Raw genomic sequence first — 14,947 nt, 5'->3', positions numbered from 1 at the left:
TCGACAACCCTAGTGCGAGACGGCAATATTTCGGTGGCCCGTGCCGGCCTGGCGGGCCAGGCTGGGCGGGTGCCCTACCGCCTCGTCGAGACCGACCCGCCAGCGGACGCCGTACGCCGGTTGACCCTGGTGCCCTTCCTGCCGGACGGCTCCTGCGCGGCCGTACCCGATGGGCACGGTGAGCTGCGACTACCCGCCGGTGCGGTGCGCGACGGTGAGCACTGGCTGCTCGACGCGGCGCTGCGGATCCCGCTGGAGACGGCCGGGTTCCGGCCGCAGCGGGTGCACCCGTTCGCCGCCGACGGCGACCACCTGTACGCCTGGTTGGACGGTGACCGGTATTCCGGCCGCCGGCCGCACGCCACGGTGGAGCTGGTCACCGGCCCGGCGGCGGCGCTCGCGACACGGCTGGCGACGGCGGGCCGACCCGAGCAGGCCCGCGCGGTCCGCGACGGGGCCCGGTCGCTGCGCGGGCAGGATGACGCGAGTTGGTACGCCGACGCCGTGCGACTGCTGGAGCCGGCCTACCTGCGTGGGGAAACTCCGCAGGCCGGCTCGGGCTTCGGCGGCGACGCCGCGCAGTGGCGGGCCCTGCGGGAGATGGTCGTCGACGGGGTGTACGGCGACGGCAGCTTCCTCGACCTGGGCTGCGCCAACGGGCTGCTGCTGGAGTCGGTGGTGGAGTGGGCGGCCGAGCGTGGCCACCGGCTGGACCCGTACGGGGTGGACCTGGCGCCCGGGCTGGTGGCGCTGGCCCGGCGGCGGTTGCCGCACTGGGCGGACCGGTTCGAGGTCGGCAACGCGATCGGCTGGCGTCCCGCCGATGGCCGGCGCTTCGGCTACGTGCACCTGCTGCTGGACCTGGTGCCGCCGACCCGCCGGGCGCAGCTGGTCCGGCACGCCCGGGAGCTGGTCGCGCCCGGTGGGCGGCTGCTGGTGAGCCACTACCAGGCGACCGGCGGCACGGACCTCACGGCGGCGGAACACCTGCGCTGGCTGGGCTTCCGGGTGCACGGTTCCAGCGCGGGCGCCGACCCGCAGTGCGCCACCACCGCCTGGCTGGACGTCTGACCGGGTCCGGCCCGGGATGTCAGGCGAACCAGGTGAGGGACTGGCCGTGGCCCGCCGTCCAGGCCAGTGGGCGGCCGTCCAGCGCGAGCACGTTGCGCATCCCGTCGCCCGGTGGCTCCGGCAACTCGGCGTATGGCAGCACCTCCGGCGTCTCCGCGGCGATCCAGTGGCCGGGCAGGTCGCCGACCAGCTCGACGAACGCCTCCCGGCGCGACCGGGGCACCTGGTAGAGCACCGAGGTGTGGAACACCACCAGCGTCGCGCCGGCCGGCGCCTTGGCGGCCAGCGCGGGCAGGTCGTCGACCAGGTCGCCCCGGACCAGCAGCGGCGGGTCGGCGGCGGCCACCTCGGCGGCGGCCCGCAGCCGCTCCCGCCGGTGGGTGTGCTCGGGCCAGATCAGCGCGTCCAACCAGGCCACGTCGGCCGGGTCGGTGACATCGAGCGGGTTGAGGTCCAGGCCGGCCCGCCACACCACCTCGGGCAGCCGGGCCGGCGGGGCGGTCCCGGTGAGATCACAGTCGAGGACGGGTTCGCCTGCGCCCAGCCGGTGGTCGCCGTAGCGGTAGGAGTACTGGTCGGGATAGAGGTTCAGTCCGGCCGAGGCCCCGACCTCCAGCAGCGCGAGCGGTTGGGGCAGCGCCGCCAGCACCGGCAGCAGCACCGCACACCGGCCGATCTCGTTGGTCTGCGTCGCGCGTACCCGGATCTGCTCCTCGACGGCCGGCCAGTGCGCGACCGTCCAGTCGTGGAAGGCGGCCGGGTCCTCGACCGGGCCGCCGAGCAGGCGGACGACACCGAAGAGCAGGTTGGGTTGCCGCTTCGCCGGCGGCAGCGGGTCGAGCAGCGCGAGCAGTTCGGCGTCGCGGGACACGGCCAGCGCCAGGCGCTCGTACGCGGGCGAGACGCCGCGTGCCTCGCGGGCGGCGAACGCGGCGTAGCTGTCGGCGGTCGTCATGCCGTCGATCCTCGTCCGGATCGGCCGGGTGCGCTGCCCCGCCCAACGGTCTGGTCAGGCCCCGCCGAGTCCGGGCGGCTCAGGAGTAGACGTCCTTACGATGCCCGACCGCGTGAATGGTCAACTCGTCGCCGTCGAGACCGTAGAGCACTCGGTAGTCACCAACGCGGAGTCGACGCCCGGACCCGTTGCGCATCTCGGTGGAGTTCTGCGGCGTCGGATCGGACACCAGGCCGAGGATCGCGCTCAGGACGGTCAGGAAGACGTTGCGTGGCTGCTTGTGCAGCCAGATCAGCACGTCCCGGTCGATCTGAACCTTCACGCCGCCGCACCGTTGGTCCGCTCGGCCAGCAGCGCCTCCACCTCACGCGGATCAACTCCGAGCGACTCCAGGGCCGCTGAGAGCGGCACGAACTGGCCTTCGGTACGGGAACGCTCGATCACGGCGGAGTCCCGACGGTCCCGCAACGCCTCGATCTCCTCCCACTCGTCAATGCCGATCAGAACGGCCACTGGCCGCTCGTACTTCGTGATGATGACGGGGTCACCGGTGCGCTCGACGCCCTCCAGCACCCGGCCCGCACCGTCACGAAACTCTCTCAGCGTGATCCTCTCCATACGCCGAACGGTACCATGCGGTACCGCTCGGCGGGGAACTAAGAGGAGACCGGCACCAATTCAACGAAGCGCGTCATACCGTCGGCGCGCGATCCGGTCCACCGCCGCTCGCGCGCCGCCAGTCACCGCCTGCCGGCGGCCTGGTCAGCTCGGCCAGGTGCCGCTGCTGGTGCTGGCGGACGATGGCGTTCCAGGCTTCCTGGTCGTAGTCGGGATCCGGCGGTATCCACCGGTGCGAGTGGTCGCTGTAGTGGTACCGCTCGTCGCCGGGCCGGATGACGCTCACCGCACCCACCCCAGGAAGCGCTGGTGCAGCAGCCCGGCCGGCACGTGCCCCAGATCCTCCGCCGCCCAGACCAGATACGACCCCAGGTAGAGGGCCAGACTGACCGGCGCGCCGTCGAACTCGGCGCGCAGCTCCTTGCGCCGGGTCGCACAGGGCCAAGGCGCTGAGCAGCCACCGCAGGTCCACAGCGGAAGGACCGGACCGTGGGTGGTCACGGCAGTCCGTCCAGGAAACGCCTTGTCGCCGCCCGGGCCTGCCGGCGGGCGGCCCACTCCGCCTGGTGACAGGGGTACGGGGCGAGCCGCGCCCACCACGCGCGGCAGCCGGCGCAGAGTGCGGCGAGGTCGGGCAGGTGTACGGCGAGGATCTGGCGTACCTGCGGGTCGGTCATCGGGGCTCCTCCCCCGGCCAGTGGCCGCGACGGATGGGGATGCGGTGGCGGGCGCGGCAGGGCAGGTCGGCGCCACAGCGGCAGATCCGACGCCAGTGCCGCCAGGACCAGATGGGACGGTGCCGGCGGGCCAGGGTCAGCGCGACGGCGAGCAGGTACTCGTCGTACGACACCCGCTTCGGCATACCCCCCCTGGCGCGTTGCACTGGTGACATCGGACCTGCGTCGCTAATTTTGCGCGCGCATTTTTAGGTAGTCAACAACACGCGTGCAGTTGGACCGAGCGTGTCACTGGGCCACACGACGGCGGCCCCGGCACAATCACCGTCATGGAAAGTCCGACCTTCGTTCGCTTCCAGCTCGGCGCGCAGCTCCGGCGGGTCCGGGAAGACGCCACCGTGACCGCCGAGCAGGCCGCCGAGGTCATCGAGGTGTCGGCCAGCACGCTGCGACGAATCGAGGCGGGGCGGGTCGGCATCAAGGGGCCCGCGCTCAATGCTCTGCTCGACCGGTACGGCGTCACCGACGCGGAACTGCGGGACACGTTGCTGTCCATGGCGAAAACCGGTAAGCAGCGCGGCTGGTGGGCGAAGTACGGCGACCTGCCGTCGTCGTACCGCCAGTACATCGGCCTGGAGTCGGCCGCTGAAGAGGTGCACAACTTCGAGACACTGGTGGTGCCTGGGCTTCTCCAGACACCCGGCTACGCACGCGCGATGATGGCCGAAGATCCCTTCGAGCCGTCTCCCGATGCCGTCGAGCGTCGGGTTGCCGTACGAACCCAACGCCAGGAGCTGATCGGCTCCGGAAAGCTGCGCCTCGTCGCTGTGCTGGACGAGGCGGTGCTACGCCGTCAGATCGGTGGGTCAGCGGTCATGGCCGACCAGCTCACCGCTCTTCTCGACGCAGGCAAGCGGTGGAACGTCACCCTTCAGGTCATCCCGTTTCGGGAGGGTGCCTACGCGGCCATGATGTCGAGCTTCCACGTCCTCAACTTCGCCGACGGTCCGAGTGTCGTCTACATCGAGGGCCTGACTGGCGACCTCTACGCAGAAGGCGAGGATGTGCGCCGCTGTACGGTGGTGTTCAACAGCCTGCGCGGCGCGGCCTTGTCACCCAGCGACTCGGCCGCCATGATCGAGGAGATTCGGAACGCAGGGCAAAGGGAGTAGGAGGCAGAGCGTGGACTCGCAGTGGCGCAAGAGCAGCCGGAGCGGCAGCAACGGCGCCTGTGTCGAAGCGAGGCACGTGCAGCCGGCCGTCGAGGTCCGCGACAGCAAGGATGCCGACGGCCCGATCCTCCGCTTCAGCGGTGACGCCTGGTCGACCTTCGTCACCGGCCTGAAGCGCTAGCCGACAAGCATCCCCCGGACACAGTCGGTTGACTGCCATCACCGGCCAGCGTCAACGGAGAATCCTGGTCGACCGTGGTAGGGATCAGACCGGCGGCTTGGATCCGGGTGACCGACCCTGACTTCCGCGTGTGCCAGATCAGCTTCGACGCCCTGATCGAGATCCAACTGGAGGCGGAAGGCCGCCAATGGGGAACCCGCTGGTCCTCGGTCGAAGCACTTTGTAGCCAGGTCAAGCCAGACCCCATGTTCCTCCAGTCGTTCATGCGCGAGGAGCGGGGAGGCGAACTTAGGGCCTACCGCTGTCTTCTGCTGTTCTCGACGGCGGGTCACGATGCCGGCGGAGGGCTGGCCACGGTCGACCTTCATCCGGCGCGGTTCGAGTCGTTGGAGCGGCTCGATCGGGACCCGGGCGTCCGAGCGGCGTTCGAGCGGATGTTCTCCCTCGCTCTCGCCGGCACGTCGATGATCACGAAGGCTTAGTCACCGGGTCATCGCCGAATCGTCGCCACGCGTCGCCCACCACCGCGTTCACGCTGCGCACCGCCGTGGCCAGATCCCCTGCGGTGAACCGCTCCGACTCCCCCGCCCGCCACCGGACCGCCCGTCGGGCGAGGTCGGCGTACTCCGGGAAGAGCTCACCCAGGTATGCCCCGGCAGCCGCCTTCGAGATCACGTCGGAGCGGGCCAACGTGTGGTGCAGCCGAGCCGGACCCAGCACGAACCATGCCACCCGATCCGCATCGACCACCTGATCCTCGGGGACACGGGCCAGCGCGGCCGAGAGCGCGGCCGCGGCCCCGCCCCAGTAGTCCCGCAGGTTCTCCAGGTTGTACCGGCGCAGCTGCTCCTGGTCGACCCGTACGCCGAGGTCACCGACCTCCGGACCGCGTACCCGGATGCCGTACCGACGCAGTGTCAGCCAGAGGACCGGCGTGAGTTCCCCGCACGGCTCCCTCGTGATGAACCGCCCGTCCACCACGAACGGCACCGGCCGCCGGTCGGCCGGCCAGCGCCGGGCCAGTGCCGGATCGAGATAGACGCCGTCGAGATGCGGCTCCGCCGGCATCTGCTCGTGTACGGCCCGCAGCCGGCTCAGGTCCTCCTCTGTCGCCGTGCGGGAGGTCAGGATGACCGCGTCCAGGTCGCTGACCCCGGGCAGCCAGGCTCCCAACGCGGCCGACCCGACGACGTAGAACCCGCGCACATACCCCGGCAACAGTCGGTCGACGCGAGCCAGGAATCGGGCCGGCAGATCCTCGATCATGTCGGCGACCGAAACGGGGTGGCGCCACCCGCGCCGAGAAGTAGCGGCAAGGGACGTGCGGTCACATCGCCAACAGCGGCACCTGATATCCCTGGTAACCACCGGGATCGCAGGTCACCACCACTCCCCGCACCGCACGCGCCTCGTGCACCGTGTGTCGGGTCGCCAGATCGCCGCGCCACCCGCCGACCTCCACGGCGATGTGCTGCGACAGCGGAGTAACGGTGATGCCGGCGATCAGGAGGATCGCCTCCCACTCGCTCTCCGTGTATTGCATGGTGAAATTGGCCTCCGCGAGCACAGTCGCCGGAATGACCACCGTGACCTCACCGGCGTCGGCGCGGGTGAGCAGATGGAACACCTGCGGGTGGCCCTTGTGAAGAGCCAGCAGTGCGGAGATGTCCAGGACCCTCGGGCGGGTCATGCGGCAGCCTGTCCCCTGTCGCCGTCGCCGTAGATTCGCTCGGCGTCGGCCTCGGCGCGGGCGATGGCGTGATCGACCTGGCTGACGGCTTCCCTGCTCAGGCGAGGCGCGGCGCTGTAGCGCAGGGCGCGCGCGAGCCGGTGGGAGCGATCGGGATCGTCCGCGGCCGCTCGACGTGCGGCCTGGCGAAGGTCCTGGATCTCGTCGAGCTGTTGCTGGGCCCACCAACGCAGGTTGTCGCTGTTGCCGCGATCGTCACGGACACTGACCAGAAAGTCGGCGATCTCGGACACCGCCAGATTGACGCCGCCGTCGAGGGAGATGCTGGGCGGCACGTCGGGCAGTGGGTCGTGGTGGCGGGGGTCCTGGGCTGCGGCCATCCCTGAATCCTACTCCTGGTAACCCTTCCGCAACGCCAGTCGCGGGCCGATTCCGCCGAGGTGGCGCGGGCGGTGTGTCCGGGTAGGACAGACGACGGAGCACGGTCATGGTGGTGTACGGCCGCAACCGCCGACGGACCATGCTGGTCGGGACGGGAGTGGTGAACTTCCTGGAGCAGGTGCGGGTGGCAGCCCCACAGGCCCGGATCGAGATCTCCCGCTACACCCGGCTCACCGACAACCTGACCAGCCGCTTCGAGCAGGAGAACCCCGAGGGACGGTGACAACGGGCCCCCACGCCGTCCCCTCGGGATACGCGACACGGGCATACAGTGCACCGACATGAGACGTCGTATCGCCGTGGTCGGCGCGGGCCCCGCCGGGCTCACCTTCGCCCGCGTTCTGCACCGTCACGGCCACCCCGTCACCGTCCTCGAACGCGATCCCGACCCCCACGCTCGCCCACCGGGCGGCACCCTGGACCTGCACCCGGGGATGGGCCAGCTCGCTCTGGACAAGGCGGGGCTGCTGGCGGAGTTCAGGGCGCTGTCCCGCCCCGAGGGACAGGCCATGCGCCTCCTCGCCACGGACGGGACCGTCCTGCGCGACTGGCCGGCCCGGCTGGACGACCCGGCCAATCCCGAGATCGACCGCGGGCAGCTCCGTGACCTGCTGCTCGGCCCGCTCGACGTCCAGTGGGGCCGGGGCGTGACGCAGGTGGTGCCGGGGACCCGGGACGGCGTCCTGGTCCATTTCACCGATGGACCACAGGAGGCGTACGACCTGGTGGTCGGCGCCGACGGCGCCTGGTCGCGGGTACGCCCGGCGCTCTCGTCGGCGACGCCGCACTACACCGGCGTCACCATGGTCGAGACGTCCCTCGACGACGTCGACGCCCGCCACCCAGACCTCGCCAGGTTGGTCGGTGACGGTTCGCTGGCCGTGTACGGCGTGAACCGGGGTCTGGTCGCCCAGCGCAACAGCGGCGGCCACGTCAAGGTGTACGCCCAGTTCCGCACGCCGCTGGACTGGCACACCGGCCTCGAACCGAACGACGTCGAGGCCGTGCGGGCGAGGTTGCTGGCGCTCTTCGACGGCTGGGCCGCCCCCGTCCTCGACCTGCTGCGCCGCGGCACCACCTTCGTCCCCCGCCCGCTGCACGTGCTGCCGGTCCCGCACACCTGGCCGCACGTTCCCGGAGTGACGCTGCTGGGTGACGCCGCCCATCTGATGCCGCCGTTGGGAGCGGGCGCGAACCTCGCGATGCTGGAGGGCGCCGAACTCGCCGAGGCCGTCGCCGCCGACCCGGAGGACCTGGCCGGGGCCGTCCGCGACTTCGAGGTACGGATGTGGGCGCGGGCCGCCAGGTGGGCGAGGATCACGGCGGCCGGGCTGGAACGCCTGGTGAGCCCGGATCCCGCCCAGGCCCTGGCCCTCTTCGACGAGGTCAACTCCTGACCCCGGACGCCAGCGAGGGCCGGCACATCGGTGCCGGCCCTCGCGATGTCGTACGTCAGCTGCAGCCGCTGGTGGAGCCGCAGCCCTCGCAGACGTAGCAGCTACCGGCCGGGCGCATCTTCGTGCCGCAGGTGAAGCAGAGCGGCGCGTCGGCGGCCTTGCCGATCACGGCCTCCAGCAGCTCGGTGCTGGAACCGACCGACGGGGCCGGCTTGGCGGCGGCCACGTCGGCCATCTCCTGCGCCGGCTGGGCGACCGGGCCGGTCTTCGGCTCGGCGTGCTCCACCGGGGCGGAGGCGGCCATGGCGGTGAGATCGGCGCCGCCGGCCTCGGCCTCCGCCTCGGCCCGCAGCTGGGCAGCCCGCTCCTTGGCGGTGAAGATGCCCAGCTCGGCCCGGCGGTCGTACGGCAGGAAGTCCAGGGCCAGGCGACGGAAGATGTAGTCCATCACCGAGGCGGCCATCCGCACGTCCGGGTCGTCGGTCATGCCGGCCGGCTCGAAGCGCATGTTGGTGAACTTGCTGACGTACGTCTCCAGCGGGACGCCGTACTGCAGGCCGATGGAGATGGCCACCGAGAAGGCGTCCATCACGCCGGCCAGGGTGGAGCCCTGCTTGGACATCTTGAGGAAGACCTCGCCGAGGCCGTCGTCGGGGTACGACGAGGCGGTGAGGTAACCCTCGGCGCCGCCGACGGAGAAGGAGACCGTCTGCGACGGGCGCTTCTTCGGCAGCCGCTTGCGGACCGGCCGGTACTCCACGACCTTCTCCACCACCGGCTCGACGGCGGTGGTGGTCGCGGCCGGCTCGGTGGCCTTGTTGGACTTGGCCACCGAGAGCGGCTGGCCGACCTTGCAGTTGTCCCGGTAGATCGCCAGCGCCTTGAGGCCGAGCTTCCAGCCCTCGAAGTAGATCTTCTCGACGTCCTCGACGGTGGCCGCCTCCGGCATGTTGACCGTCTTGGAGATGGCGCCGGAGACGAACGGCTGGATCGCCGCCATCATCCGCACGTGACCCATCGGGGCGATGGACCGCTCGCCCATCGCGCAGTCGAAGACCGGGTAGTGCTCCGGCTTCAGGCCGGGGGCGTCGACCACGTGGCCGTTGTCGGCGATGTGCTCGACGATCGCCTCGACCTGCTCCTCGGGGTAGCCGAGGCTGCGCAGGGCGCGCGGGACGGTCTGGTTGACGATCTGCATGGAGCCGCCGCCGACCAGCTTCTTGAACTTGACCAGCGCCAGGTCCGGCTCCACGCCGGTGGTGTCGCAGTCCATCATGAAGCCGATGGTGCCGGTCGGCGCCAGGACGCTGGCCTGGGAGTTGCGCCAGCCGAACTTGTCACCGGTCTTGTTGCCCAGGGTCCACTGCTTGGTGGCCTCCCGCTGGATGGCGGTGGCGACCGTGCCGGAGGGCTTGATGGCGTCGTTGGCGGCGGCGTGCTTGCGCATGACCCGCTTGTGCGGCTCGGCGTTGCGGGCGTAGCCGTCGTACGGGCCGACGACGCCGGCCAGCTCGGCCGAACGGCGGTACGCGGTGCCGGTCATCAGCGAGGTGATCGCCGCGGCGACCGAGCGCCCCTGCTCCGAGTCGTACGGCAGGCCGGTGGCCATCAGCAGCGCGCCGAGGTTGGCGTACCCGATGCCGAGCTGCCGGTAGGCACGGGTGGTCTCGCCGATCCGCTCGGTCGGGAAGTCGGCGAAGCAGATCGAGATGTCCATCGCGGTGATGACGAACTCGACGCTCTTGACGAACTTCTCCACCTCGAAGCCGCCGTCGGCCTTGAGGAACTTCATCAGGTTGAGCGAGGCCAGGTTGCACGAGGAGTTGTCCAGGTGCAGGTACTCCGAGCACGGGTTCGACGCGGTGATCCGCCCGGTCTCCGGGCAGGTGTGCCAGTCGTTGATGGTGTCGTCGTACTGCAGGCCGGGGTCGGCGCACTCCCAGGCGGCCTCGGAGATGGTGCGGAACAGCTTCTTGGCGTCGATCGTCTCGATGGTCTGCCCGTCGAGCCGGCCGCGCAGGTCGAAGCCGCCGCCGTTCTCCACCGCGGTCATGAACTCGTCGGAGACCCGCACCGAGTTGTTGGCGTTCTGGTACTGCACGCTGACGATGTCGGCGCCGCCCAGGTCCATGTCGAAGCCGGCGTCCCGCAGCGCGCGGATCTTGTCCTCCTCGCGCGCCTTGGTCGCCACGAACTCCTCGATGTCCGGGTGGTCCACGTCGAGGATGACCATCTTGGCCGCGCGCCGGGTGGCGCCACCGGACTTGATGGTGCCGGCGGAGGCGTCCGCGCCGCGCATGAAGCTGACCGGACCGGAGGCGGTGCCGCCGGAGGAGAGCAGCTCCTTGGAGGACCGGATGCGGGAGAGGTTGACCCCGGCGCCCGAGCCGCCCTGGAAGATCCGCCCCTCCTCCTTGTACCAGTCGAGGATGGAGTCCATCGAGTCGTCGACGCTGAGGATGAAGCAGGCGCTGACCTGCTGCGGCGACGGCGTACCGACGTTGAACCAGACCGGCGAGTTGAAGCTGAACACCTGGTGGAGCAGCATCCAGGTCAGCTCGTGGGCGAAGACCTCCGCGTCGGCGGCGGTGGCGAAGTAGCCGTACTCCTCACCGGCCTTGCGGTAGGTGCCGACCACCCGGTCGATGAGCTGCTTGAGCGACCACTCCCGCTCCGGGGTGCCGACGGCGCCCCGGAAGTACTTGGTGGTCACGATGTTGGCCGCGTTGACGCTCCAGGACTCGGGGAACTCCACCCCGCGCTGCTCGAAGTTGATCGAGCCGTCCCGCCAGTTCGTCATGACGACGTCGCGGCGCTCCCAGGAGACCTCGTCGTAGGGGTGCACCCCCTCGGTCGTCCAGACCCGCTCGATCTTCAGCCCCGCGCCGTTCTTGGTGCGCGCCCGGCTCGTTGTCACGCCGTCCCCCGCCATCTCATCCGCCCCCTCGCTGCGCGGTCACGCGCCGCGCGTCGTCGACTGTCGTAGATCCGAAAGAAAAATCAGGTGGTACGGCCGACGGCGGCCCCCGCCGCCCCGGCCCCGGCGGGCTCGGTCGCACCGGCCCCGGCGGGCTCGGTCGCACCGGCCCCGGCGGGCTCGGTCGCATCGGCACCGGCCGCGGCGCCCTCGCGGGCGCGGGCGGCGGCCCGCAGCGTCTCGATCTCGCGCTCGAAGTCGGCCAGCGAGTCGAACGACCGGTAGACGCTGGCGAACCGCAGGTAGGCCACCTCGTCCAGGTCACGCAGCGGGCCCAGGATCGCCAGGCCCACCTCGTGACTGGGGAGCTCGGCGGCGCCCTTGGCCCGCACGGTCTCCTCGACCTTCTGGGCGAGCAGCGCGATCGAGTCCTCGTCGACCGGCCGGCCCTGGCACGCCTTGCGCACCCCGCCAATGATCTTGGTGCGGCTGAACGGCTCGGTCACCCCGCTGCGCTTGACCACCGCGAGGACCGCTTCCTCCACCGTGGTGAACCGCTTGCCGCACTCCGGGCAGGACCGCCGCCGACGGATGAGCTGGCCGTCGTCGGCCTCCCGCGAGTCGACCACCCGGGAGTCGGCATGCCGGCAGTACGGACACCGCATCGCCTGTCCTCCTTCATCGACCGCGGGGCGACCCGTTCGCACCTGGGCACGCGTCGATCCGCCGGGGCCGTGGTCGACGGCCGCCGCCGGAGGAGACGGTACGGGAGTGCGGTCGGTAGTCGAACCCAACCTGTAGGCAACTTACGCCCGTGTGACTACTACATCTAGGGGTTGAACCTATGCCGCCCGACAAGCGTGGTCAAGTTGGTCGGCGTGTCCGGCGCGTCGTGTGAATCACTGCCGAGATCCACCCCCTCTCCGGCGCGAACGGCCGCGCCGACGAGCCCAACGCCGAACCCCCCGCGACGGTCACGGGACACGCAGATAGAACACGCGTTCGACGGCGACGTACCATTTAGCAGAACACCTGTTCGGAATTCCAGGATTTCGGCCCGACACGCCGAGAGATGTCGTACAGATGTTTGAAAATGACCGATCTCACCTATACGGTCAGGATCAACCGGACGACGCCCGAGCGGCGCATCCGGTCGCAGCATCACCGTACGCACCACGAGCCGCCGAGGCACCCCAGCGCCGACCAGGGAGGACGGACGTGACCGAGGACCGGGCCAGCCGGCCGAAGAACCCGCAGCCGATCGCCGAGGCGGGTCCGCCGGCCACTCGGCGCCGGGGCGCCGCGCGCAGCCGGACGGGGCAACCCGCCGTGCGCCCGGTCACCCCGGTGGTCAGCGCCTTTCCCGACCCGGCCACGGTCGACCTGACCGCTCGGCAACGCCGGATCCTGGAGTTCATCCGCACCTGGGTGGAACGGCACGGCTACCCGCCGAGCGTCCGGGAGATCGGCGAGGCCGTCGGCCTGGTCTCCCCGTCCAGCGTCGCCTACCAGCTCAAGGAGCTGGAGAAGAAGGGCTTCCTGCGCCGCGACCCGAACCGCCCCCGCGCGGTCGACGTCCGCGCCCCCGCCGACGCCGTCGACGACGAGCTGAGCCGCTCCCAGCGCCCTGCCCCGGCGTACGTGCCGATGCTCGGCCGAATCGCCGCCGGTGGCCCGATCCTCGCCGAGCAGGCGGTGGAGGACGTCTTCCCCCTCCCCCGCGAGCTGGTCGGTGAGGGCGAGGTCTTCATGCTCCAGGTCAAGGGCGACTCGATGCTCGACGCGGCGATCTGCGACGGCGACTGGGTGGTGGTCCGGCAGCAGCCGAACGCCGAGGCAGGCGACATCGTGGCCGCCATGCTCGACGGCGAGGCGACCGTCAAGACCTACCGGCGGCGCGACGGCCACGTCTGGCTGATGCCGCAGAACCCGGCCTTCGACCCGATCCCCGGCGACGACGCCACCATCATGGGTCGGGTCGTCGCGGTGCTCCGCCGGATCTGACCCGCGTACGCGTCGGCCCGGGTCACCACGCGGTGACCCGGGCCGCGTCGTCTCGTCAGTAGCGGTCGCCCCGGTGCTGTTCCCGGCCGCCGTAGCCGCCGTACTGGCCACCGCCCCGGCCCTCGCCGCTCCGGCCGTTCTCGTCGCCGCCCCAACCGGGGCCGGACTCCCCGTAGGGGCGGTCGCCCCGGCGGGGCGGCTCGGCACGTCGCGGCGGCTCGGCCCGGCCGGCGCCGCCGTAGACGCCGCCCCGACCGCCCGCCGGCGGGTTGCCCGGCGGCGGGCCACCGGCGGGCTGACCGCCGTACACGCCACCGCCGCCGCCCCGGCCACCGGCGCCCCGGCCGCCGGCCTCCGCCGGGCGGGCGCCACCGTAGACCCCGCCACCGGCCGGACGGCCGCCACCACCGCCGCCGTAGACCCCGCCGCCACCGGCCGGACGGTCACCGCCGCCGCCGTAGACGCCGCCGCTTTGGCCCGGGGCCCGGCCGGGCGCGCCGTTGACCGGAGTGCCGTTGCGGCCGGCACCCACCGGCGGTGGGGCGCCGTACACGCCGCCCGACGGAGCTGCGCCGCCGTAGCCCGTGCCCGCCCAACCACCCGGCCCGTCGTCCGGGTCGGCGAGGTTGCCGGACTCGTCGAGGTCCGACTGGTCGGTGTCGTCCCGCCCCGGGCCGGCGGCGCGCTGCTTGCGCGCCCGCAGGATGCCGAAGATCCCCGCGCCGACCAGCAGCGCGCCCAGCACGCCCACCGCGGCGATCAGGTAGGTGATCTGGTTGAGGCTCAGCGAGGAGAACCAGGACTGCTCCGCCTTCGGCTTCGCGGCCGGATCGCCGCCCTCGGCGGCGAGCGCCTCCGCGCCGGTCTTCGACGGGGTGTAGGCCAGGATGTCGATCGGATCGTCCGGGGCCAGCTCGCCACCGTCGGAGACGGTGACGAAGAGCTTCCCGTCGGGGGTGTAGGAGATCGCCTCGCCGAACGGGTCGCTCAGCGGCGTCACCCGCGGCTTGCCCGTGGTCAGCGCGCCGACCAGGTCGTCACCGGTGACGTCGTACTCGAAGGCGTCGGCGTAGGTGCGCACCACCACCCGCTTGCCGTCCGGCGAACGGGCGGCGCCGGTGATCGAGACCCGGCCGAAGGCACCCAGCCGGTTGTCGGTGTTGGTCTTCGGCAGGGTGATCTGGCCGACCTTCTTCATCGGCACCGGGTCGGTGTCGCCGGTCTTCAGCTTACCGGTCGGGGTGTAGATCTCGGCCGGGCCGCTGGGCACCTTCGTGATGATCAGCGGCAGCCCGTTCGCGCCGACCAGCAGCGCCTCGGCGTCGTGCGGCTTGCCCTCCGGGTACGACAGGCGGTGCAGCTCCGGCCGCTCCGAGCCGTCGACCGGCATGGTCCAGACCGCGACCCGGGTACGGCGCTCGGTGCTGGTGATGTTGTCACCGGTGTCGGCGATCCAGAGGGTCTTCTTGTCCGGCGACAGCGCCAGATCCTCGGTGTCGAACGGCCCCTTGGCGGAGTAGCGCACCGGCTCCTTGGCGATCTCGCACTTGGTGTCGAGGAAGAAGACCCGCTTGCGGCTCTCCTTGTCGGTGCCGTCGTTGATCACCACGTAGCCCGACTTGGTGGCCACCAGGCCGGAGAGCTCACGGAGCCGTTCGTCGGTGACTGTGCAACGCTTCTTGCCGGGGACGGGAGCGGACGACGCCGGGGCCGCCTGAACGACACCGGAGAACGCCACGGTCGCCCCCAGCAGGCCGAGGGCAACCGTGACCGAGGAAACAGCGCGGCGCATTCGACCAGTGTCGCATGCCCGCCCCGGCCGCC

Annotated in this window: 19 protein-coding genes and 1 pseudogene; 7 read left to right on the top strand and 13 right to left on the bottom strand. The window is 71.3% G+C overall.

Features of this window, described 5'->3' with window-relative positions; all coding sequences use genetic code 11:
* Nucleotides 1-69 precede the first annotated feature (69 nt).
* Nucleotides 70-1,071 (top strand): class I SAM-dependent methyltransferase, encoded by a 1,002-nt coding sequence (locus tag GA0074704_RS29380; RefSeq protein ID WP_157743646.1) that lies wholly within the window; start codon nucleotides 70-72, stop codon nucleotides 1,069-1,071.
* Between the two features lie 19 nt (nucleotides 1,072-1,090).
* On the opposite strand, the gene GA0074704_RS11165 is transcribed toward GA0074704_RS29380, so the two are convergent.
* The 7 genes from GA0074704_RS11165 to GA0074704_RS11135 form a co-directional block, all read right to left on the bottom strand.
* Nucleotides 1,091-2,026, bottom strand: coding sequence for a DUF2332 domain-containing protein (locus GA0074704_RS11165; RefSeq protein ID WP_088970446.1), 936 nt, complete (start codon nucleotides 2,024-2,026; stop codon nucleotides 1,091-1,093).
* Nucleotides 2,027-2,105: 79 nt separating this feature from the next.
* Nucleotides 2,106-2,348 (bottom strand): type II toxin-antitoxin system RelE family toxin, encoded by a 243-nt coding sequence (locus tag GA0074704_RS11160; RefSeq protein ID WP_088970445.1) that lies wholly within the window; start codon nucleotides 2,346-2,348, stop codon nucleotides 2,106-2,108.
* Entirely contained in the window at nucleotides 2,345-2,644 is a 300-nt protein-coding gene (locus GA0074704_RS11155; RefSeq protein ID WP_172880502.1) for a type II toxin-antitoxin system Phd/YefM family antitoxin, read from the bottom strand. The genes GA0074704_RS11160 and GA0074704_RS11155 overlap by 4 nt, the downstream gene beginning before the upstream one ends.
* Before the next feature lie 73 nt (nucleotides 2,645-2,717).
* Entirely contained in the window at nucleotides 2,718-2,930 is a 213-nt protein-coding gene (locus GA0074704_RS11150; protein ID WP_157743645.1) for a hypothetical protein, read from the bottom strand.
* A complete protein-coding gene (locus GA0074704_RS11145; RefSeq protein WP_088970443.1) occupies nucleotides 2,927-3,145 on the bottom strand; it encodes a hypothetical protein in 219 nt (72 codons plus the stop codon). The genes GA0074704_RS11150 and GA0074704_RS11145 overlap by 4 nt, the downstream gene beginning before the upstream one ends.
* A complete protein-coding gene (locus GA0074704_RS11140; protein ID WP_088970442.1) occupies nucleotides 3,142-3,321 on the bottom strand; it encodes a hypothetical protein in 180 nt (59 codons plus the stop codon). The genes GA0074704_RS11145 and GA0074704_RS11140 overlap by 4 nt, the downstream gene beginning before the upstream one ends.
* On the bottom strand, nucleotides 3,318-3,494 hold the full coding sequence (locus tag GA0074704_RS11135) for a hypothetical protein (protein ID WP_231926817.1): 177 nt from the start codon (nucleotides 3,492-3,494) through the stop codon (nucleotides 3,318-3,320). The genes GA0074704_RS11140 and GA0074704_RS11135 overlap by 4 nt, the downstream gene beginning before the upstream one ends.
* A gap of 156 nt (nucleotides 3,495-3,650) precedes the next feature.
* On the opposite strand from GA0074704_RS11135, the gene GA0074704_RS11130 reads away from it, so the two are divergent.
* From GA0074704_RS11130 to GA0074704_RS11120, 3 genes are all read left to right on the top strand, one after another.
* Entirely contained in the window at nucleotides 3,651-4,493 is an 843-nt protein-coding gene (locus GA0074704_RS11130) for a helix-turn-helix domain-containing protein (protein WP_088970440.1), read from the top strand.
* Between the two features lie 10 nt (nucleotides 4,494-4,503).
* Nucleotides 4,504-4,674: a DUF397 domain-containing protein gene (locus tag GA0074704_RS11125; RefSeq protein ID WP_088970439.1), complete on the top strand. Its 171-nt coding sequence runs from the start codon at nucleotides 4,504-4,506 to the stop codon at nucleotides 4,672-4,674.
* Nucleotides 4,675-4,781: 107 nt separating this feature from the next.
* Entirely contained in the window at nucleotides 4,782-5,156 is a 375-nt protein-coding gene (locus GA0074704_RS11120; RefSeq protein ID WP_231926816.1) for a hypothetical protein, read from the top strand.
* On the opposite strand, the gene GA0074704_RS11115 is transcribed toward GA0074704_RS11120, so the two are convergent.
* From GA0074704_RS11115 to GA0074704_RS11105, 3 genes are all read right to left on the bottom strand, one after another.
* Nucleotides 5,143-5,940 (bottom strand): nucleotidyltransferase domain-containing protein, encoded by a 798-nt coding sequence (locus GA0074704_RS11115; protein WP_088970438.1) that lies wholly within the window; start codon nucleotides 5,938-5,940, stop codon nucleotides 5,143-5,145. The two genes, GA0074704_RS11120 and GA0074704_RS11115, sit on opposite strands and share 14 nt — an antisense overlap.
* A 61-nt stretch (nucleotides 5,941-6,001) precedes the next feature.
* Nucleotides 6,002-6,364, bottom strand: a complete 363-nt coding sequence (locus tag GA0074704_RS11110; protein ID WP_088970437.1) for a PIN domain-containing protein — start codon at nucleotides 6,362-6,364, stop codon at nucleotides 6,002-6,004.
* Nucleotides 6,361-6,744: a hypothetical protein gene (locus GA0074704_RS11105; protein ID WP_088970436.1), complete on the bottom strand. Its 384-nt coding sequence runs from the start codon at nucleotides 6,742-6,744 to the stop codon at nucleotides 6,361-6,363. Before GA0074704_RS11105 ends, GA0074704_RS11110 begins: the two co-directional genes overlap by 4 nt.
* Before the next feature lie 107 nt (nucleotides 6,745-6,851).
* Between GA0074704_RS11105 and GA0074704_RS28725 the strand changes: the two genes are divergently transcribed.
* Nucleotides 6,852-7,028 carry a hypothetical protein gene (locus tag GA0074704_RS28725; RefSeq protein WP_157743644.1) on the top strand — a complete coding sequence of 59 codons (177 nt, stop codon included), beginning with the start codon at nucleotides 6,852-6,854 and terminating at the stop codon, nucleotides 7,026-7,028.
* 58 nt (nucleotides 7,029-7,086) lie between these two features.
* Entirely contained in the window at nucleotides 7,087-8,202 is a 1,116-nt protein-coding gene (locus GA0074704_RS11100) for an FAD-dependent oxidoreductase (RefSeq protein ID WP_088970435.1), read from the top strand.
* A gap of 55 nt (nucleotides 8,203-8,257) precedes the next feature.
* Here the strand turns inward: GA0074704_RS11100 and GA0074704_RS11095 are convergent, their stop codons facing one another.
* Both GA0074704_RS11095 and nrdR read right to left on the bottom strand, forming a co-directional pair.
* A complete protein-coding gene (locus tag GA0074704_RS11095) occupies nucleotides 8,258-11,134 on the bottom strand; it encodes a vitamin B12-dependent ribonucleotide reductase (protein ID WP_088970434.1) in 2,877 nt (958 codons plus the stop codon).
* 191 nt (nucleotides 11,135-11,325) lie between these two features.
* Nucleotides 11,326-11,784: pseudogene (gene nrdR, locus GA0074704_RS11090) on the bottom strand (transcriptional regulator NrdR); the annotation flags it as partial.
* Between the two features lie 553 nt (nucleotides 11,785-12,337).
* Between nrdR and lexA the strand changes: the two are divergent.
* Nucleotides 12,338-13,123 carry a transcriptional repressor LexA gene (gene lexA / locus GA0074704_RS11085; protein WP_088970432.1) on the top strand — a complete coding sequence of 262 codons (786 nt, stop codon included), beginning with the start codon at nucleotides 12,338-12,340 and terminating at the stop codon, nucleotides 13,121-13,123.
* Between the two features lie 55 nt (nucleotides 13,124-13,178).
* Here lexA and GA0074704_RS11080 read toward each other — a convergent pair whose 3' ends face one another.
* Nucleotides 13,179-14,915 (bottom strand): hypothetical protein, encoded by a 1,737-nt coding sequence (locus GA0074704_RS11080; protein ID WP_088970431.1) that lies wholly within the window; start codon nucleotides 14,913-14,915, stop codon nucleotides 13,179-13,181.
* Between the last annotated feature and the right edge of the window lie 32 nt (nucleotides 14,916-14,947).

The sequence above is a fragment of the Micromonospora siamensis genome, from assembly GCF_900090305.1.
In the GTDB taxonomy this organism is placed as follows: Bacteria; Actinomycetota; Actinomycetes; order Mycobacteriales; family Micromonosporaceae; genus Micromonospora; species Micromonospora siamensis.
Note: the sequence above shows the minus strand (reverse complement) of the source record. Positions and strands in the feature narration are given on the sequence as shown.